Below are 18092 nucleotides of genomic sequence, written 5' to 3' on the forward strand. Positions count from 1 at the left end.
TTACTTTATTTAAGTAGGGGGGAAAAAAATCAATTGGCACGCTGTTCAACCAACAGTTGGTAAGCATGATTAAAATCAGCCGTTGTAATGCGAATCTCAGTTGGGTCAGTCATTCCCTGATGGCGATAACGACGAATTGCCATCAGTGCCGCTTGGTTACATAATAACGCTAAATCTGCGCCATTCCAGCCTTCGGTTGCCTCGGCCCAATAGCCTAAATCCACATCCTCTAAAGGACGTTCATCATTATGGACCCCGAGAATTGCTAAACGACTAGAGGCATTCGGTAAATCAACTTTTAACTGTAAATCTAACCGTCCTGCTCGCAATAAGGCTGGATCTAAGGCATCTGGGCGATTAGTGGCTCCAATCACTAAAATCGTTGCCCCCGTTTGCAACCCATCTAACTCCGTGAGGATTTGTCCCACAACCCGGTCACTCACGCCTGAATCCCCACTATAACGACCTCTTGCCGGTGCTAAAGTATCAATTTCATCAATAAAAACCACACAAGGGGCTGCCTGACGAGCTTTGGCAAACAACTCGCGCACCGCTTGTTCACTCGCCCCCACCCATTTACTCAAAAGCTCAGGTCCATTAATACTGATAAAATTAGCTCGCGCCTGAGATGCAACCGCTTTGGCCAATAAGGTTTTTCCCGTTCCGGGGGGACCCCAAAGTAAAATACCTTTGGGAGCTTGGGCTTTGGTTTGCGTATATAATTGCGGATGGAGTAATGCCCCTTCCACAGACTCCTGTAGGGTTTGTTTAATCTGTTCAAGTCCGCCAATATTGTCCCAGGCCACATGGGGAGATTCCACTTCCACAGACCGCAATACCGCCGGTTTAACTTCTTTAAGGGCTTGCAAAAAGTCGGCTTGGACCACCGTCATTGTTTCTGGAATTTGCGAGTCAATTGTAGGAACCTGGCGCCGCAAAGCACTATAGGCCGCTTTCTGGCAAACGGCTTTTAAATCTGACCCGACAAATCCCACCGCATTATCGGCAATCAGATCTAAGGAAACTGATTCATCTAGGGGCATGGAACGGGTGAGAATTTGCAGGATTTCTAAACGGCCCTTGCGGTCAGGCACCCGAAAGAGGACTTCTCGGTCAAACCGTCCGGGGCGACGGAGGGCAGGGTCAAGATGGTCGGGACGGTTTGTCGCCGCTAGAACAATCACCCCTTGACTTTGGGCAAAACCATCCATTAAACCCAGCAATTGGGCCACCAGTCTTTTTTCTACTTCCCCTTCAACTTTACTGCGATCGGGTGCCATGCTATCAATTTCGTCAATAAAAACGATACAAGGCGCATTCTTACTGGCTTTCTCAAAAATTCCCCGCAGTTTTTGTTCAGCCTCCCCATAATATTTGCTGATCACCTCTGGTCCAACTAAGGCAATATAGTTAACACCGAGTTCTTCGGCCAAAGCACGGGCAGTCAGGGTTTTACCAGTTCCAGGGGGGCCGACTAAGAGAACGCCGCGAGTGGGTTCAAGTCCTAACTTGGCCAATAAGTCGGGGCGTTTCAGAGGAATGGCAATTAGTTCCTTGAGTTCTTTAATCACTTCCGTCAAGCCACCAACATCTTTCAGGGAAGCCGTGGTCGGTCCTTCGGGCGGTGTCACACTGTCTTCAACCCCTGAATCGGTGGGGGTATCGCGATTGCGATTCACCTCAAAATCATCCCCACCAGCATTGCTCGGGCGAGAAACTCCCCCTGAACGGGGAATACCGCCAGCACGGGGGATGTTACTCAAGGAACGAGAGTTAAACTGCACTTCGGTTTTAATTTCCCCTTTTTCCAGTTTTTCCTCTAAGGTTTTAGCCAGTTCGACTAATTGCTCAAAGCCTTTGAATAGTTCTACCATAAAATTTCTCCTGAGTCAAGTGAAGGATGGGGACTGGGTGATAGATGGGGTTAAGAAGTCCGACTTTAAAGACTAATTACCTTTAAAATAACAGATCTGCCGCGGCTTTGACCCGGGCTAGAGGTTCTACTGACCGGGGTAAACTGGGTAAGCGGATCAAAGTTTGCTCTGGGAATAAATCCCGATCAATTTCCTCATTAGCATGATAACGATTCTGCACGACATAACGTTGATAGACTCCCTTTTTTTTCAAAGATGCTGTCAATCGCAGTTGTTCGGCAACGATAGCATCTTGGGCTTGCAAAACTCCAATAAATTCTGTATGTTGGGGGTCTTTGAGTTTTTTCTGGGCAGACATCACCTGTTGTCTTAAGATTCGCAATCGTCCCATTAAATCTACACGCCCTAAGACATCTTGATACTTCATCCAAAGCTTAAAAATCCAACTTAACCAATCTCCTAAAGCCGTTGGCATTTCTAAAAATCGCAGGAGATGACCGGTAGGAGCCGTATCTAAAATAATCAAATCTTGTTGTTTCTGGTCTAATAACTCCATTACTTTTACTAGGGACAACATTTCATCAATTCCTGGCAGAGATTGAGCGACAATTTGCCGCCAAGCTTCTGGAGTATAAGCTAGTTTGATGTTCCCTTCTTCCTTACCTTCACCACTAATCATTTCTGCCAGTTCCCATAAATAATCATCCCGAAATTTTTCTAAAACGATATTAGCATCAACTTCTTGACCACTTAAATTAGCAGTTAATTGTGTGGATTGATGTCCTAATTTTGTCCCAAAGGCATCTCCCAAAGAATGAGCCGGATCAATAGAAATAATTCTAATTTTTTGCTGGGGATGACGATTAGCTAACGCCCAGCCAATAGCTGCGGCAACGGTGGTTTTTCCCACTCCCCCCTTGCCACCAATGATAATGAGTTGGCGTTTGTCGTCAATAAAATCACTAAAACTCGGCAGAATTTTTTGCGGCCATTGAATAGGAGGCGGGGCCATAAATTCTACTTTTTCGATAATTTCAATTTGACTCATGATCTGATCTAATGCTTCACCTCCCAGGGGTTCTTTTGCCTGTTGGGGCAGGGTGAAAATTGTCTCTTGACCTGGAATTTTTAGGAATTTATCCAAGAGTTGCTGTTGCTCACTGTAGCGATCTAAATTTTGATTAGGATCCGTTAGAATGCGATTAATAAATAATCTGCCGCAGGGAATATTTAAGTGATGCAAACTATTGAGTAATCGTTCGGTTTCTAATAAACTCATCGGTTCGGCAATTGCCACAATTAAACAAAGGGTAAAATCCCGATCTTGTAGGATTCGTTTGCCTTCGGTTAATTCTGCTTGTGTTTTGACTAAAAAGTCATCCACATCATCGGCATTGTAGGTTTTTGAAAAAGTTTGCGAAATAACACGATGTTTTTCTTGAAACAACTCTAAAGAATTTAAAATAATCTCTAAAAAGTCTTTAATCCCCAATAAATTCAAGGTATGACCAGAGGGAGCCATATCAACAACAATTCGATCTACAACATTGTCAATAAGTAATCGCTGAATTTCTAATAGACCCATAATTTCATCTAAACCTGGCCAGTCTAAATCCCAAACAGGAGTTAAATCTTCTCCTTCAACAAAACTGCCCCGTTCTACTAAAAGTTCTAAAAATTTTCCGTATTTTTCTTTAAATTCTAAGAGCAATTTTTCCGCATCTAATGCCCTAACTTTTAAGTTGGGTAAGTCTTTTACAGGTAATGCTTGATCGCTAACTTCTGTTTGCAATACATCCCCTAAAGAATGAGCAGGATCGGTTGAGATTAACAGTATTTGTTCTTCGGGAAATAATTTGGCCCAACGGCGAGCAAATCCACAGGAAAGGGTGGTTTTTCCCACTCCTCCTTTGCCACTAAACATAACTAAATGTCGAGTGTCATAGCAACTTAGAGCGTTATTTACCAAGTTAAAGTTAGTCATAGAGAAATCAAGTTAAGTAAAGTGATAGGGGGGAGAAACTTGTCCTAATTGTAATTGCCAACGGGGGCAAGCTTTCTGCCAATGCAAGACTTGCTCGATTAGTAAAGGTTGTTCTTGAAAATCAACTAAAAGATAAATTCGTGATTCTGTCCCCGGAGCAGTAATAATCCTCGTTGATAGATAGCTTTGTTTGATTAAATCGACGAGATTTTGCCATTCTGAACCTTGCAAAGTATAAAAATCTTGTTGGGCTTCATAAAGCTGTTTTTTGGCTAAAAAATATTGTCTGCCCTTGCTTTCAGAAGAGAGTACAGGCTCCTCTGGCTTACGGGGAATACATTTTAAAAGATATTCTCCTTTTCCCTCAAGTTCTTCAATTTTTTCTTGATATTCTTGGCCATGAGAACAAAGATGAGTCAGTAAATTTTCTGTCTGTAAAAAAGATGTGCCAAAACGTAAGGGTAAAATAGTGGTTTGTTGAAATAATTCACAGATGACTCGATCATGACATAAAACCGATTGAATCAAGCGTTCATCATCATTTTGTAAAGTGTCTAAACCAACTTCGGGTTCGACTACGGCCGAGAGAGAGCCAACAGTTATCAGTAACAATGGGTTAGCCATTCCAACGGGTAATTTTAGGCTTTCTATGGGGGTTTTCAAAAAAGCGTAAGTATATAGATTGTACAATTTCATAGGGTTGACCGAAAGAAAATTGACGATTTTTTACAAATTTTTATATTGGGGCGTTGATATGCTAGAATATTCTAAGTTATTCAGGGATTGTTATGACAACCACTCGTCCACCCAGACCAATTAGATCTAAAATTAGCACCATGCCTCGGAAACAATCTGAAGCAGATCACCAACTTGAGCTTTATAAGTTAATTACTGAAAAACAACGTATCCAAGAAAAATTAGAAATGATGGAGCGGCAGATTCAGCAATTAAAAAATCGTCTCACGTTTGTGACAGAGCAAATTGAGACTACAGAACAAAGTATTCAAAATTTGCGTACAGCCAACCCTCCTAGTGTATCTAAAAAACCTGATTCCCCCAAAACTGTTGCTCACTCCTCTAATAATAATAATTCTAGTAATTTCCAAGCTTTTTACCTAGAATATTAAGGCTTAATCAAGGGCTAGTTATGACCAAGCTTCAACGAGTTCTTGAGCTTGTCAAAGCCGCCCTTACTAAGCACCGCTACAATTTGTGATTTTGTTCATGGCCTATCGGGTTGGAAAGATTGCACGTTCTGAAACTGCGAAGTATGGAAAAATTCTAGAGAGAAGATTCAGATTCGTTTTCTGCCGCCTCTTCTTCTTCTAAGGCTTGAATTTTTAATAAAAGTTCTTCTTCCTGAATTTCAAACTCCTCCTCAGAAATGTTGCCCATATCGTAAGATAGTTGTAAGGATAATAACAATTTGTGCAAATTTTCCGCCTCATCATATTCTATATCTGCACGCTCTTGAATTTTCTCCCCAATCCAGATCAGACCCCCAATAGGACCGGTAACAGGAAGAAATAAAAGATCGAGAAACATAACTAATACTCTCCTTAGACAAGTTGGGCAAAGGTATAGGGTGCAGTTAAATTGTTATAGCGAATCCTTAGGCGATCACCGAACTGCTGATCGATCGCCTCAACGTTTTGGCTAAATTCGGGCTCTTGCTCCCAGGGAATTAAATAAGCTGCATTGTAAATCATGTCATCGGTCATCGGATCGCTTTCAATCACCTCTTGGGCTCGATGATTTAATTGGTCTCTAAAGACTTGAATAATGTCTTGTTTCCGTTGCAATACAGTGGCTTCAATGAGTTGACCTATATGGATAATTTCTTCCATATTTAAGTTTTTACCCATCATCGCATCCCGTTCTTGCTTTAACTTAGGATTAGACTCCAAAGCCGCTTGTAATTCCCACTGATTATTCCAAAAAATCTTAATGCTAACTTCTCGTTGGCCCGACAGTTTAGCAAATAATTCTTTCAGTTGGGTTTTATAGGGAGTAATTAGTTGTTCGGTGACAGATTCCCAGGTTTTGATAACTAAGCCAAACCGCAGGGGCAACAACGTTGTAAACCCTGCTTCCATGACAGTTTCTAATACTTTTTCATGGCAAATTAAATAGCGACGGGATGCCAAATACTTCTCTTTATGAGCAGCGGAGTAGAGAAAACTAAAACCATCAATCATCTCACTGTGAACCGGCTCATTATCAATCCCCTGCAAAACCAGTCCGTCAGGAACTGGTTCGGGAAATATGCCATATAAATAAAGACCCACTGTCATCAGTATTCTCCCAAATTAAACCGGCTGAGAAGTTAAAACCAAACGAAGCTTTAGATGAATTAGGTCTAATTGAGCTAAACCCAGATCAACATTTCCTTCCACAACAACTCCTGTATTGAGGAGTCTATCCACTAATTCTAACACAGAAGGCTTAATACCCTCCTCTCCCGGGTAATAACTTCCTGCTTCCGGTAAAAGAGTGCCAAACTCTCCTAGGTGGACATTTAAATCTTCTGGCTCAACCTCAAAAATTTCACACAAATGGAGAATTTGTTCTTGCAATTTTTGTATACTTTCTGCAGCCCTATCTAAATCAGACTCACTGAGAACCCCTTTTTCCATCCGGCGAATGATTTGGGCTTCGAGCAATTGGCGTACCAGTTCCACAACAGTTAACAGTAAAGGGGCTAAACCAGCTTGGCTATTACTTTCTGGAGGGGTCAGCAAGGCTTGATTATCAGAATCGTAAGGTGTGCAAGCAAGTGTCATGGTTGGAATTGGTAAATTAGGAGTTCTTAAGGGTGAGTCTCTAGTGGGGAGCTTGGCCAAGAAATTTTATCTGAGGGAAAAAATGATGTAATTAAACAATGTCAACCTTCCGCTGCCCTGTGAAGATTCCAGTGACGAATTTCCCCGACAGGAGGAATGTGCTTGATTATTTTAACTGGTATCGTAGCCCTCGATTGCCCCCGATTGGGGTAGGGATTTTAAGGCTTAAAGTTTAGCTGCCGGGGTTTCTGTTAATAAGGCTTGGGATTGGCTATAGAGATAGGAGTCGCTTGCCCACCCATTAATTGCCATCTCCCTTGCTCTATCAACAGAGGCAATCGTTAACTGCTGTAAACTTCTTGACCGTTTGAGGATTCAATTGAGGAATTTCAATATATACGAGGAATGTGCTTGATCGTTGGGACTGCCATCACGTCTCTCCATTACACTCCATTTGGTTAAGGATTTTAAGGTTTGAAGTCGGCGTGAAAGTTCCAGGTTTTCTGCGAATAAAGCTTGGCCTTGGCTAGGGAGGTAGGGATAACCTTGCAAGCTGTTAATCGCAGTTTCCCTGGCCTTATCAAGGGGGGCAATCGTCTCGTGTAAATTTCCTAACCTTTGAGGATTCAGGTGAGGAATTTCACGCATCTGAGGAATGTGCTTCATCGTTCGGACTGGTATCATGGCTCTCTATTGCACTCAATTGGCTTAAGGATTTTAAGGTTTCAAGCTCAGTTTCTAGGGTTTGCAGTCGGAGTGAAAGTTCCCGATTTTCTGCTAGTAAAGCTTGGGATTGGCTATGGAGGTAGGGATCACCTTCCCACCAGTTGATTCCCATTTCCCTGGCTTTATCAACAGAGGCAATTAACAAACGAATGCGGATATTTATAAGTTCAGTGGAGGCGATCGAAACGGAAATATCGCCGGCAATCACAATTCCTTTATCTAAAACTCGTTCGAGTATATCCGCTAAACTCGAACCTTGAGTTGCTGTTTTTAGGGAGTTGCTTGACTGGTTTCTGAGCGAGCCAGCAAAAGTGGAAGAAGTCACGGTTGGTTTCACTCAATAAGAGTATAAAATTAGTCTTTTCGCTGGGGCAAGTTGCCTCGCAGTAAAGATTGAATGGCTTTTAACGATTGATTTCCTGTCGAAGGCTCAGAAGTTGACGCTTGGGCATCGGAAGGCTCCTCTTCCTCTACAAAGGATAAGGATTCTAACGGATTGTCCTCGAGGATTTCCCATAAAATCGCTCTCGACTTATCAACAGATAAATTCGTGCGGGACAAGAGAACATCGGCGCAGATATCACGGAAGTCCGAGTCAGCGGAGTTGGCCGCAATATCGTGGGAGGCGCAGACTTTAGCAATCATTAAACAAGAGCGCAAACCCGACGTTTTTTCAGTCGCAGTTTTCACACGAAAGGTTTTGACGAGGTTGACAATCAATAAAGCATCATCTCGACCAATCCCCGTTTTTTTGGCAAGAATTTCGGTCTGAGTCAGTTGATCTGGTTCAGGCATATTAATGGTTACTAACCGATCCATTAGAGCATCTTGGGTAGCATGAACCCCGCAATATTCTTCTGGGTTGGAGGTGAAAATTGCCCGAAATTGAGAATTGACTTGTAGGTAATCGGGTTGATGGCTAGTGGGTGGCAGGGTGAGAATTTTTTCTTCCAAGGCAGAGAGTAAAACGTTGTTGACCTCAGGTCGAGAACGATTGAACTCATCATAAACTAGGGTAAAACCCTCTCGACAGGCCATTGTTAAGCGAGAATCCACCCAGTTGTGTTTTAGCTCGTCTTCAACTTTGAGAACGCTGTGGATATAGTTATCCGTCAGCTTTTTATGGGTATAACCAGATTGGCTACCAATTAAATCGGAACTGGTAAAGTCATCATCGCCAAAGATTAGCATCACAGGTCTGGCTAAACAATTGGCCAGGTGCATTGCCAAGGTGGTTTTTCCCGTTCCTGCTGGACCACATAGATGAATGGAAAAACCAGAGTTTAGATAACGTAAGGCGCGAGTGGCAATTTGATCAATCGAAGGCGTAACAACAAATTGACCGGGGCGAAGGGAGAGAACGGATCTTCTTGTTTGAGTTTCAGTAAATGTCATAGTTGAAATCTAGTAAATACCATTGATAATCCCCGCCTGAAGCGGACGGGCATTGTTGGGCTAACAACCGCCCGTTCGGGTTTCCCCTCAATAACCGAGTAGGCAAGGACGCTTGTGTCACCTGAATTTTACGGCAAGAAGTTTAATTGGCTTTGACTTTTAAGGCTTACCTCATAATATATAATATCCCAAAAGATTAGGAACTGTCATCAATTAGCTCTAGAACCTTGATTCTGAAGGTGTTTTTAGGATATTCATTAGTCAAGGGGCTAAGGGTCTAAAATTCTTGTCTAGATTACTTCTCAAGACTTAAACAATGATAAGCCCAGATGCAGTCCTTTTCCCTTACCTCCTTTGTCAATAAAAGACTACTAATCACGACATTGACTATAGGCTGAGTGAAGCTTTATCATACTTTTTAATTTACCAGAGACCTAGAGCGGACTAAATAGGAACCCAACACTACTAGGTTGAGTCTAGAAACTTAGAAAAGCAGGATCAGCATGGTAGGTTGAAAACCAAAGGCTTATTGTTGTATTCTCAGATAGTCCTCTAGTTTAGCCAGGAAAAGGGACTAGAGGGTTTTTACTCTAGCCCTAGGCTTAAGTGGGTTGGAATTAACCTAGAGATTTATTTGCCAAAAACGTAGATAGACAAATCTTGACGAAATTGACGCAATTCGTCTTTTAGCTGTTTCGCTTCAGCTAAACGTCGTTCTTGAAATTGACTCAAATCATCCTTCACTTGTTTAGCTCGATCTAGATGAAGTTGGCGTAAGTCGTCCTCTAGCTGTTTCGCTGCCGCTAAACGCTGTTCTTGGAATTGACTTAAATCCTCTTTCAGCTGTTTAGCTCGATCTAGACGAAGTTGGCGTAAGTCGTTCTCCAGCTGTTTCGCTGCCGCTAAACGTTGTTCTTGGAATTGACTTAAATCGTCCTTTAGCTGTTTGGCTCGATCTAGACGCTGTTGACGTAAGTCGTCGTCTAGCCGTTTCGCTTCAGCTAAACGTTGTTCTTGAAATTGACGTAAATCCTCTTTTTGCTTTTCCGCCTGAGCTAAACGCTGTTTTTGGGTAGCTGTTAAAAACAAGTGGCTTTCCTGTTGAACTTTTTGGAAAGATTCGCGCAAAGCAGTTGCCTGTTCTTGCGCTTGTTTTTGTCTTTCAGTTTTGACATCCAACAGAAAAGATTGAACCTCTCGCGAGAGTTTAGCTACTTCTTCAGCAATCGATAAACGATCCTGGCGGAACTGTTCCATGAGAGCAGGCATGGGGTTGTCCTCAATTACTAAATACTATGGAATGGATTAGACCCAATCACCCGTTAGAAAAACCTTCACGGAGACTGGGGGGAGAGACAGCAGATTTCGACTTTTCTTATCATCCCAAAGTTGAGGTAGGGGACTACCCCAGACTGAGGGGCGCAACCTCCCACCCCCAAAATGGCTTTCTACTCAGAAAAATAGTCAGCTTTACATTCTGGCGATAGGCGGTAAACCTAGCTACAAAGGTCAAAATCACGGTTACAAAAATAACTTGTATGGGTCTAGCTTTGTTTTTGCTATCCGTTGCCGTGCCAACCTTGTCAATCATAGACCATTGCGCCCCAAGAGAGGGGTAACTAGACTCAATAGGGATTTTAAAGAAAAGCCGAGGATCTGGAAAACCCAGTCGGGTTTTCACTCAGCAGATAGGATAATCTGGGCTCAATTCTTAAGCAGGAACCGCTGCAGATTGAGTCAGACCAACAGCTTCAGCATATTTGAGGTAGGTTTCAACCGAAGCGATAACTACACGAGCTTCAATCGCTAATAATTCGATTCCTACCAGAGAAACGCGAGCCCAAGCATCAATAACGATACCTTTGTCAAGGATACGATCGATAACTTCAGCTAAGCTAGAGGAAGAGTTGGTTTTTTCGACTGCCATGGTAATAGACCTTTTTGTTGTTTGTATAGAAAGTGTACAGTGCTGATCCAAAATCTGAGATAGCGAACTACCCCAACTCAAGGGGCGTGGCTTCCTACCCAAAGAACGACCTTACTATTGCGAAGAATAGCGAGCCTTACATTCTGGCGATGGGCGGTAAACCTAGCTACAAAGGTCAAAATCACGGTTACAAAAATAACTTGCATGGGTCTAGCTTTGTTTTCGCTATCCGTTGCCGTGCCAACCTTGTCAATCATAGACTATTGCGCCCCAAGAGAGGGGTGACTAAACTCAATAGGGATCAAAGAAAAGCTAAGAGTCTGGAAAACCCAGTAGGGTTTTAACTCAGCCGATGGGAGAATCTGTGATCAATCCTTAAGCAGGAACCGCTGCAGATTGAGTCAGACCAACGGCTTCAGCATATTTGAGGTAGGTTTCAACCGAAGCGATAACTACACGAGCTTCAATCGCTAATAATTCGATTCCTACCAGAGAAACGCGAGCCCAGGCATCAATAACGATACCTTTGTCAAGGATACGATCAATAACTTCAGCCAAGCTAGAGGAAGAGTTGGTTTTTTCAACTGCCATGGTAATAGACCTTTTTGTTGTTTTCATAGAAAGTGTACAGTGCTGAAATCATGGAGGATTCAGAAATTCATTTCGTTTTTCTGCCTTCATCACTTCCGCAATTTGAAGAATAACACCTTTATTTTGTCGTTGTCAATATCTAATCTCAAGTTTTTGGTTAAGAAATGTACGATTCTTTAGTTAAGAAATGTAGTCAATTCTCATTTTTGGGGTTAAGAAATGGAATCAATTCTCAGAAAAGGCCCACCTATGCTTTCATTATTAAGCGATCGCTGGCTCTAGCCAAGAACTTACATAGAACGAATCAACTAATAGTAAAAGCCTTGCTTTGCAAGGCTTTTAGGTGCTTAAGGCACAAATGTATTGAAATTTTAGTTTTAACGTTCGCTATCTTAGGTGTTATTTGCGAGGCTGAGGGGTGGACAGACTTGACAATCTAGCCATCACAATGCGAAGATGTGTGATAGGAAATTCTTGCTTCACAGAAACCTGCTTTTTGAGAGAGTCCCAACCAGTCTTACAGTCTCTCCACAAGCTTAAACTCCTGACTGCCCATCAGCATTTGTTGACAGGATTCTTATTCCTTCTGATCTTGAATTCTTGGCTGCATTCGTGATAAGTCTTGCATTCTGGACTTATTCATCTTTATATCATTTTTCAAAAGTAATGACAGACTTAGTTGATCACTCCAAAGCGCAATCCCTCTCGGAGAAAGGAATTGCACTTTCAGATGTTAGTCACGACTATTGAAAATTGGTATTAGCTATTTCTTTGTGGACTGTAGCCACTATTTTCAGAGATTGCTGTAATGCGGATTGGTTGACGTCCGTTTAGGTGGATTGACTGGCCAGAAATTGTCTTTGATAGTCTAAAAACTCGCCATGCCATTCCGCAAAACGACGCTCCCCATCTTTGACTAAAAATTGGCGGTAGGCTTCCGAAGAAATCCAGGGCTTTGTTGGACGTTGTTGGTTTGTTGGGCGTTGTTGGGCCGAACGAGCTTGGTATTCAGCCGTTGATTGACGGCATTGGTTGTGATAATTTTGGTGCCATTCGCGATAGCGCCGTTCTCCATCCCGCACGAGGGCTTGGCGATAGGCTTCTGAAGATAGACTCATGGTGTTACTCCTTTTCAAATCCCTTGATGGCTTGGCCAGAATTATAACACAATGCGTGAACTACCCAGTGCTGACCTCTCGTCAAGGTACGATATAGTCTCTTACCCTCAGGGGCAAGGTTTCTTTGCTATCTCAACTGCTGCATTTTTTCCCGCTTTGGGTTGCTACCCTTTAACCAAATTTAGTAGGACTAGCAAAGAAATTAGTAAAAGCTGTTTATAGGTGTCTTAAACCTTGTGGCAAAGGACCACAGCTAACCTCATTCAAGAAGTCTAGTTCTTCTTGTTTTTTTCTCCTCGGTTAACATTGATCGTAACCTATTGTGGGTAGAATATAGCATTGCTCACACCTGTGTGGCACAGCTAAACCTTAGCTAATTAAGCTTTTCCGCATCGATGATGTACCTCTTGCGAACAGGAAACGCTATGTACACTTTAGTCATCAATAGGGTAATTTTTTGGCTCTCTTCGGTTTGGTGGGTAAAATGTATTCTAAGATACAGTCCTGCTGGCGAGCTAGTAGAACGAACCACAAAGACACAAAGGACACAAAGATTGATGGCTCTTATATAAGTTAAACTTATGTCACAAAGAATAAGAGAGCCATTTTTTTGCCCTTAGCAGCCTGATTTGGCAAAGAAATGCCATATTTTCATTAGCACCGTTACAAAAATCTCTGGAGAGTTGAGTTACTAATATGGTTAAAATTATCAGTCGTCAATCCTTGGGAAGGAAACCCGTTTACGATATTGGTGTAGAGAAAGATCATAATTTTTTGCTGGGCAACGGCTTAATTGCCTCCAATTGTTTTAATAAATCTCACTCCACTGCCTACGCTTACGTCACCTATCAAACTGCTTATTTAAAAGCTAATTATCCTGTGGAATATATGACAGCGTTACTAACTGCTAGTAGCGATAATCAGGATAAGGTAGAAAAGTATCGAGAAAACTGTCAGAAAATGAATATCGATGTCGAACCTCCCGACATCAATCGATCGCAAAAACATTTTACACCGATTGGGCGCAAAATTCTCTTTGGTTTGTCCGCAGTTAGAAACCTGGGCGAAAATGCGATCGAGGCTATTTTAAAAGCGCGGGAAGCAACGGGAGGAAAGTTTACTTCCTTAGGGGATTTTTGCGAGCGTGTTGATTTGCGAGTGATCAACAAAAGAGCTTTAGAAACGCTAATTTATTCTGGTGCTTTTGATAAAATTCAACCCAATCGCCATCAATTAATTGAAGATTTAGAATTAGTAGTTGCTTGGGCGCAAAAACGCACTAAAGAGAAAGAAAGTGGTCAAATGAATATTTTTGATATGCTAGGGGGTAGCACAGAAAATAAGCAAGAGTCCGAGTTTGAACAGTCTCCCAGTGCCACCGCAGTGGAAGATTTTTCCCTACAGGAAAAGTTAAAACTGGAAAAAGAGCATTTGGGGTTTTATGTTTCCGAACATCCTTTAAAAGCTTTACAAAGAGCCGCTCAAGTCCTATCTCCTATCAATTTAGCTGACGTGGAAGAACACAAAACCAGAAAAAAAGTCAGTGCCATTGTCCTATTAAATGCCGTCAAGAAAATTATGACCAAAAAAGGGACTCCCATGGCCTTTTTAACCCTAGAAGATGCCTCGGGACAGTCGGAAGCGGTGGTTTTTTCCGATAGCTACGAACGTCTGCAAAAATTATTAGTGGAGGAAGCCACTTTAATGGTGTGGGGAAAAGTGGATCGCCGAGATGATCGGGTACAATTAATTATCGAAGATGCGGAACCGATCGAAACCATTAAAATGGTGATGGTTAATTTATCGCTGCAAGATGTCGTCAACCAAAATCGTCAAAATCTTCTTAAAAGTATTCTGCAATCGGGAGACAAACAAAAGGCAAAAGTTCCCGTTATTGCCACCATCGGTGCGGGAACTCAGCGTCAATTTGTGCGTTTAGGACAAAACTATTGGGTAGAAGATGACAATTCGGTGCTAGAGTCTCTAAAAGTTGCGGGTTTTCTGGCTAATTCTGCACCTTTGATTAATCATTAAATGCTAACTGGCAATCACCCAAGAGCCATGGCTGCACCAAGATTGTTCCTGTAAAACCTTCTCGATTTCCTGTTTCGATAATAATTCTCTCTCGACCCACAAATCAAGACAACTATGGATTTTGATCACCTCTTTGACACTATTGCCACTCTTGTCCTCCATCATTCTCCTAGTGGGATGGAAACGGAAATCGATCGCCTGTTACTAGAACGCTTTCAAGAGTTAGGATTAGAAACATGGCAAGATCAAGCGGGAAATGTCATCGGCAAAATTAAAGGACAAGATTCGACTAAAAAAATTGCTATTACTGGTCATAAAGACGAAATTGGCGCTATTATCAAGGCAATTAATCCCGATGGTAGTCTGCAAATTCGCCAACTTGGGGGAGCTTTTCCCTGGATTTACGGAGAGGGGGTGGTAGATATTATCGGTGATCAAGAAACCAGATCGGGGATTCTCTCCTTTGGTTCCCGTCATATTTCCCATCAATCCCCGCAAAAAGCGCAGCAGGAAAACACCCCCGTCAACTGGGAATCCGCATGGATAGAGACGAAATTGACTCCAGAAGAATTAGACGCTTGCGGGGTGCGCGTCGGTAGTCGAGTCGTGGTGGGAAAACACCGAAAACAACCCTTTCGACTAAAAGACTACATTGCCAGTTATACCCTCGATAATAAAGCTTCCGTGGCGATTCTTTTAGAACTAGCGGCCAGAGTAATTAACCCCGCAGTGGATATATATCTGGTTGCCTCAGCCAAGGAAGAGGTAGGAGCCTTAGGGGCCTTATTTTTTACGGCAAATAACCGCTTAGATGCTTTAATTGCCCTAGAAATCTGTCCCCTCGCTCCTGAATATCCGATTCAGGATGGCAGCAGTCCTGTGTTATTGTCTCAGGATGGTTACGGTATCTATGATGAGCAATTAAATCAAGAATTGAGAATAGCGGCCGAAAAGGCGGGAATCCCCCTACAATTGGCCATTATTAGTGGTTTTGGTAGCGATGCCTCCATTGCCATGAAATTCGGTCATATAGCTAAGGCCGCTTGCTTAGGTTTTCCCACCCAAAACACCCACGGTTATGAAATCGCCCATTTAGGAGCTATAGCTAACTGCGTTAGCATATTAGAAGCTTATTGTCAAGTAATTTAGCTATTTTTAGCAAAAAACCAGAGCATTAACAGAATAATAGCGATCGCCAGTCCGCTAAAAACAGTATTTTTATGCTGCTCTAACTGCATGGGTGCGGGGGGTTCTTCTTTTTTCTGTTTATTTGTCCCCTTTTTAAATTGCGGTGCGCTATCGGGAAGTTTCTCTAAATCGGGGATCTTGGTCATCCACTCATCTGGGCGTTTGAGACGGGGAGCTTCGATAATATAGAGGAGACGCTTGGCCTGTTCGCGAATTGGATAGATAGGATGGGTAATAAGTTGCTTACAGATTTCACTAGCTTTCTCCCCCTCTCCTAACCCCTGATGGGCAGAAATTAACCAAATTTGGATCTCACCCCCTTCTCGGGATCCTAGGGAAATTAAGGCTAAAGCCGCATTTAATTGCTGGATACTAAGACGATATTGTCCACGCTCAAAAGCACTGATTCCAGCTTGATAAAGGTCTTGAAAAGAAGGATTTTTGGCCACGGAGTCAAGATCGAGATCAATAAAATTTTACATAAGTATAGCAAAAGCTAAGAAGCAAAGGGAAACTCTCGGCCATCAGCCTTGAATCAGTGATCAGCTTTTCAGTTATCAGTAAACTGATAACTGAAAAGCTCCCCACTTCCCCATTGAGAATGAGAATCTTGACAAAAATCTGGTACACTTTCTCCTAAACCTGTTCAAAGCTGCACGATATGAAAGAGAGGAACTATCTCTTACTAAATATACTAGCGATCTCTACCATAATAATTAGTCTAGTTTTAGGGATTGTATTCGACAAAAAAGCCGCCTTGTTAGGAATTTTGGCGGTTCCCGCCATGGTCGCTTCTTTTATCCATCCCCGTCTGGGATTATTAGCCCTAATCATCTATCTTCCCCTGAGTAGTACCGTCACTTTTGCTGTGGCGAGAGTTTTTCAGGTAAAGGGCAACTTCATTGGTGAAGAGCCATCCTATGCTCTCTACAAAATCGCCAAGGATGCCTTTTATTTCCCTGCTTTAGCGGCAATTTTAATTAAAACCAAAACTTTTAAGCAATTAAGCCCCAAAATCAAGCCTTTTCTCATCACAGCTTTGATTTTACTTGCGATCAGCTTGATAACTTTTCTTTTTGTCAATCTGCCCCAAGGAGCAATTGAAGTGGGAATTGTGGGATTGAAAACCCTCCTCGGTTATATTCCCCTGGTTCTCTGTGGCTACTATCTAATCAAGGAAAAACGGGATTTATTCGTGGTTAATCGGCTTTTAATCGTGATGATCTTAGTCTGTTGCGTTTTAGCTCTAATTCAATACTTCTTACTTTTCCAAGGTATCTGTCCCGATAGTGAATTCCTCAATCAACTGGAAGTTACTGCCCCGAAATCCGACACCCAATTTTATCCAGATATTACCGCCAAAGCCAGCTTGAAAGCTCAATGTTTTGTCGGCGGTTCGGTGTTGTATAATCCCGATCGAGGCTTAATTCGTCTCCCCGGCACATTTTCCGATCCTTGGCAATGGGGTTGGTTTTTAGTATCTAGTAGCGTCATCAGTTACGCAGCCAGCTTTAGTGATCCGCAAAAAAGATGGCGCCTCGCTGGTTGGGTGGCAATGGTTTTAGTCTTCCTTGCGACTCTGGTTTCTGGACAAAGATTACCTTTATTGCTAGTACCTTTGTTTTATTTAGTTCTTTTTATTGCTACCAGCAAAAATAAGCAAAAGTTACCATTAAAATTGGGAATTGTGGCGATGCTTTCCCTGCTTGCGGTGACGTTAATTCCCTTTATTCGGGAAAGAGGGCTAAATTTTATCGGTCGCTGGCTATATTCATCTCCCATTGACTTTGTAGTCAATCAAATCCAGTGGGCCTTAAGATATTTACAGCTTTTTGGTTTTGGTTTAGGCACAGCCACCACTGGCTCTCGTCATATAGTGGGAGAAGAAGGGATAAGACTAATTGAAACCTACTACGCTAAACTCCTCTACGAAATCGGTATCGTCGGTTTTATCGCTTTTATGGCACTGGTGACAATTCTCTGTATTCTCACCTTTAAAGCCTATTTAAAAGTAAAAAATCCCGCTTTAAAGCATTGGGGTCTCTGTATCTGGATTTTTATACTTTTTATTAGCTATAATCCCTACTATTATCCCCTCTCCGTCGAGCCTGTTTCTGTTTACTATTGGTTATTTGCTGGAATATTGCTAAAACTGCCAGAAATCAGCGATAAATTGGAAGATGAGGCGATATTTCCCCAAAAAAATGAAGTGGAGAATTAAGAGGATTTTTATCGATAATTACATTATCTCTCGACTGATAGGAGTTAACCGCCATGACAGCAGAAACCATTCCCTATTCCCTCGAATCTGTCCTTAAGGAAATTAAAGATAAGACCTCTTGCAAAAGTCTTAAGTCGATCCTTGTACAGCAACATTTTTGAAGATTATCAACTACTAATAAATAATTAACTGAAAGTCCCTCCCATTATTGTTTCTATCGTTTGTTTTCGGATTTATGCAAGAGGTCTATA

Annotated in this window: 19 protein-coding genes and 1 pseudogene; 4 read left to right on the forward strand and 16 right to left on the reverse strand. The window is 42.2% G+C overall.

All coding sequences use genetic code 11. From position 1 onward, the window contains the following. Positions 1–29 precede the first annotated feature (29 nt). From ACOCD9_RS07770 to ACOCD9_RS07780, 3 genes are all read right to left on the reverse strand, one after another. Complete coding sequence (locus tag ACOCD9_RS07770) at positions 30–1874, reverse strand: AAA family ATPase (RefSeq protein WP_419546998.1); 1845 nt, start codon at positions 1872–1874, stop codon at positions 30–32. Between the two features lie 82 nt (positions 1875–1956). Next, complete coding sequence (locus ACOCD9_RS07775; protein ID WP_419547000.1) at positions 1957–3858, reverse strand: ArsA family ATPase; 1902 nt, start codon at positions 3856–3858, stop codon at positions 1957–1959. A 12-nt stretch (positions 3859–3870) separates the two neighbouring features. Further along, complete coding sequence (locus ACOCD9_RS07780; protein WP_287703658.1) at positions 3871–4554, reverse strand: GvpL/GvpF family gas vesicle protein; 684 nt, start codon at positions 4552–4554, stop codon at positions 3871–3873. A gap of 92 nt (positions 4555–4646) precedes the next feature. Between ACOCD9_RS07780 and ACOCD9_RS07785 the strand changes: the two genes are divergently transcribed. Beyond that, positions 4647–4985 (forward strand): gas vesicle protein, encoded by a 339-nt coding sequence (locus ACOCD9_RS07785; RefSeq protein ID WP_287703656.1) that lies wholly within the window; start codon positions 4647–4649, stop codon positions 4983–4985. A 154-nt stretch (positions 4986–5139) separates the two neighbouring features. On the opposite strand, the gene ACOCD9_RS07790 is transcribed toward ACOCD9_RS07785, so the two are convergent. The 12 genes and pseudogenes from ACOCD9_RS07790 to ACOCD9_RS07845 all read right to left on the reverse strand — a co-directional run bounded on the left by ACOCD9_RS07790 (position 5140) and on the right by ACOCD9_RS07845 (position 12993). Then, on the reverse strand, positions 5140–5403 hold the full coding sequence (locus ACOCD9_RS07790) for a gas vesicle protein GvpG (RefSeq protein ID WP_287703654.1): 264 nt from the start codon (positions 5401–5403) through the stop codon (positions 5140–5142). 14 nt (positions 5404–5417) lie between these two features. After that, positions 5418–6152 (reverse strand): GvpL/GvpF family gas vesicle protein, encoded by a 735-nt coding sequence (locus ACOCD9_RS07795; RefSeq protein WP_419547001.1) that lies wholly within the window; start codon positions 6150–6152, stop codon positions 5418–5420. 15 nt (positions 6153–6167) lie between these two features. Beyond that, positions 6168–6641, reverse strand: coding sequence for a gas vesicle protein K (locus tag ACOCD9_RS07800; protein ID WP_104395505.1), 474 nt, complete (start codon positions 6639–6641; stop codon positions 6168–6170). A gap of 375 nt (positions 6642–7016) precedes the next feature. Further along, positions 7017–7325, reverse strand: a complete 309-nt coding sequence (locus tag ACOCD9_RS07805; protein WP_002803843.1) for a hypothetical protein — start codon at positions 7323–7325, stop codon at positions 7017–7019. Beyond that, the gene (locus ACOCD9_RS07810; protein ID WP_287703648.1) at positions 7282–7692 is read right to left on the reverse strand and encodes a gas vesicle protein; all 411 of its coding nucleotides are present in this window, start codon (positions 7690–7692) and stop codon (positions 7282–7284) included. Before ACOCD9_RS07810 ends, ACOCD9_RS07805 begins: the two co-directional genes overlap by 44 nt. A 29-nt stretch (positions 7693–7721) precedes the next feature. Then, positions 7722–8762, reverse strand: a complete 1041-nt coding sequence (gvpN, locus tag ACOCD9_RS07815; protein ID WP_419547003.1) for a gas vesicle protein GvpN — start codon at positions 8760–8762, stop codon at positions 7722–7724. 630 nt (positions 8763–9392) lie between these two features. After that, positions 9393–10031: a gas vesicle protein GvpC gene (gene gvpC, locus ACOCD9_RS07820; protein WP_419547004.1), complete on the reverse strand. Its 639-nt coding sequence runs from the start codon at positions 10029–10031 to the stop codon at positions 9393–9395. A gap of 442 nt (positions 10032–10473) precedes the next feature. Further along, positions 10474–10689 carry a gas vesicle structural protein GvpA gene (gene gvpA / locus ACOCD9_RS07825; RefSeq protein WP_002735503.1) on the reverse strand — a complete coding sequence of 72 codons (216 nt, stop codon included), beginning with the start codon at positions 10687–10689 and terminating at the stop codon, positions 10474–10476. Positions 10690–11064: 375 nt separating this feature from the next. Continuing rightward, positions 11065–11280, reverse strand: coding sequence for a gas vesicle structural protein GvpA (gvpA, locus tag ACOCD9_RS07830; RefSeq protein ID WP_002735503.1), 216 nt, complete (start codon positions 11278–11280; stop codon positions 11065–11067). An 830-nt stretch (positions 11281–12110) separates the two neighbouring features. Beyond that, positions 12111–12398: a hypothetical protein gene (locus ACOCD9_RS07835; protein ID WP_419547005.1), complete on the reverse strand. Its 288-nt coding sequence runs from the start codon at positions 12396–12398 to the stop codon at positions 12111–12113. Between the two features lie 219 nt (positions 12399–12617). After that, positions 12618–12689: pseudogene (locus ACOCD9_RS07840) on the reverse strand (transposase); the annotation flags it as partial. Between the two features lie 82 nt (positions 12690–12771). Further along, positions 12772–12993, reverse strand: a complete 222-nt coding sequence (locus tag ACOCD9_RS07845; protein WP_287700955.1) for a hypothetical protein — start codon at positions 12991–12993, stop codon at positions 12772–12774. 101 nt (positions 12994–13094) lie between these two features. Here ACOCD9_RS07845 and ACOCD9_RS07850 point away from each other — a divergent pair, with 101 nt between their 5' ends. Both ACOCD9_RS07850 and ACOCD9_RS07855 read left to right on the forward strand, forming a co-directional pair. Then, positions 13095–14432 (forward strand): OB-fold nucleic acid binding domain-containing protein, encoded by a 1338-nt coding sequence (locus tag ACOCD9_RS07850; protein ID WP_287700937.1) that lies wholly within the window; start codon positions 13095–13097, stop codon positions 14430–14432. Positions 14433–14546: 114 nt separating this feature from the next. After that, entirely contained in the window at positions 14547–15581 is a 1035-nt protein-coding gene (locus ACOCD9_RS07855; protein ID WP_419547007.1) for a M42 family metallopeptidase, read from the forward strand. On the opposite strand, the gene ACOCD9_RS07860 is transcribed toward ACOCD9_RS07855, so the two are convergent. Beyond that, positions 15578–16069, reverse strand: coding sequence for a hypothetical protein (locus ACOCD9_RS07860; RefSeq protein ID WP_287700943.1), 492 nt, complete (start codon positions 16067–16069; stop codon positions 15578–15580). The genes ACOCD9_RS07855 and ACOCD9_RS07860 overlap by 4 nt on opposite strands. Positions 16070–16281: 212 nt before the next feature. Between ACOCD9_RS07860 and ACOCD9_RS07865 the strand changes: the two genes are divergently transcribed. After that, positions 16282–17841, forward strand: a complete 1560-nt coding sequence (locus ACOCD9_RS07865; protein WP_419547008.1) for a hypothetical protein — start codon at positions 16282–16284, stop codon at positions 17839–17841. Positions 17842–18092: the final 251 nt, after the last annotated feature.

This window comes from Microcystis sp., from assembly GCF_048564745.1.
GTDB lineage: Bacteria > Cyanobacteriota > Cyanobacteriia > Cyanobacteriales > Microcystaceae > Microcystis > Microcystis ichthyoblabe_A.

Coding starts and splice junctions, on each gene's coding strand:
- ACOCD9_RS07770 (WP_419546998.1), bottom strand. CDS start 1,874: ATGGTAGAACTATTCAAAGGCTTTGAGCAATTAGTCGAACTGGCTAAA.
- ACOCD9_RS07775 (WP_419547000.1), bottom strand. CDS start 3,858: ATGACTAACTTTAACTTGGTAAATAACGCTCTAAGTTGCTATGACACT.
- ACOCD9_RS07780 (WP_287703658.1), bottom strand. CDS start 4,554: ATGAAATTGTACAATCTATATACTTACGCTTTTTTGAAAACCCCCATA.
- ACOCD9_RS07785 (WP_287703656.1), top strand. CDS start 4,647: ATGACAACCACTCGTCCACCCAGACCAATTAGATCTAAAATTAGCACC.
- ACOCD9_RS07790 (WP_287703654.1), bottom strand. CDS start 5,403: ATGTTTCTCGATCTTTTATTTCTTCCTGTTACCGGTCCTATTGGGGGT.
- ACOCD9_RS07795 (WP_419547001.1), bottom strand. CDS start 6,152: ATGACAGTGGGTCTTTATTTATATGGCATATTTCCCGAACCAGTTCCT.
- ACOCD9_RS07800 (WP_104395505.1), bottom strand. CDS start 6,641: ATGACACTTGCTTGCACACCTTACGATTCTGATAATCAAGCCTTGCTG.
- ACOCD9_RS07805 (WP_002803843.1), bottom strand. CDS start 7,325: ATGATACCAGTCCGAACGATGAAGCACATTCCTCAGATGCGTGAAATT.
- gvpN (WP_419547003.1), bottom strand. CDS start 8,762: ATGACATTTACTGAAACTCAAACAAGAAGATCCGTTCTCTCCCTTCGC.
- gvpC (WP_419547004.1), bottom strand. CDS start 10,031: ATGCCTGCTCTCATGGAACAGTTCCGCCAGGATCGTTTATCGATTGCT.
- gvpA (WP_002735503.1), bottom strand. CDS start 10,689: ATGGCAGTCGAAAAAACCAACTCTTCCTCTAGCTTAGCTGAAGTTATC.
- gvpA (WP_002735503.1), bottom strand. CDS start 11,280: ATGGCAGTTGAAAAAACCAACTCTTCCTCTAGCTTGGCTGAAGTTATT.
- ACOCD9_RS07835 (WP_419547005.1), bottom strand. CDS start 12,398: ATGAGTCTATCTTCAGAAGCCTATCGCCAAGCCCTCGTGCGGGATGGA.
- ACOCD9_RS07850 (WP_287700937.1), top strand. CDS start 13,095: ATGGTTAAAATTATCAGTCGTCAATCCTTGGGAAGGAAACCCGTTTAC.
- ACOCD9_RS07855 (WP_419547007.1), top strand. CDS start 14,547: ATGGATTTTGATCACCTCTTTGACACTATTGCCACTCTTGTCCTCCAT.
- ACOCD9_RS07865 (WP_419547008.1), top strand. CDS start 16,282: ATGAAAGAGAGGAACTATCTCTTACTAAATATACTAGCGATCTCTACC.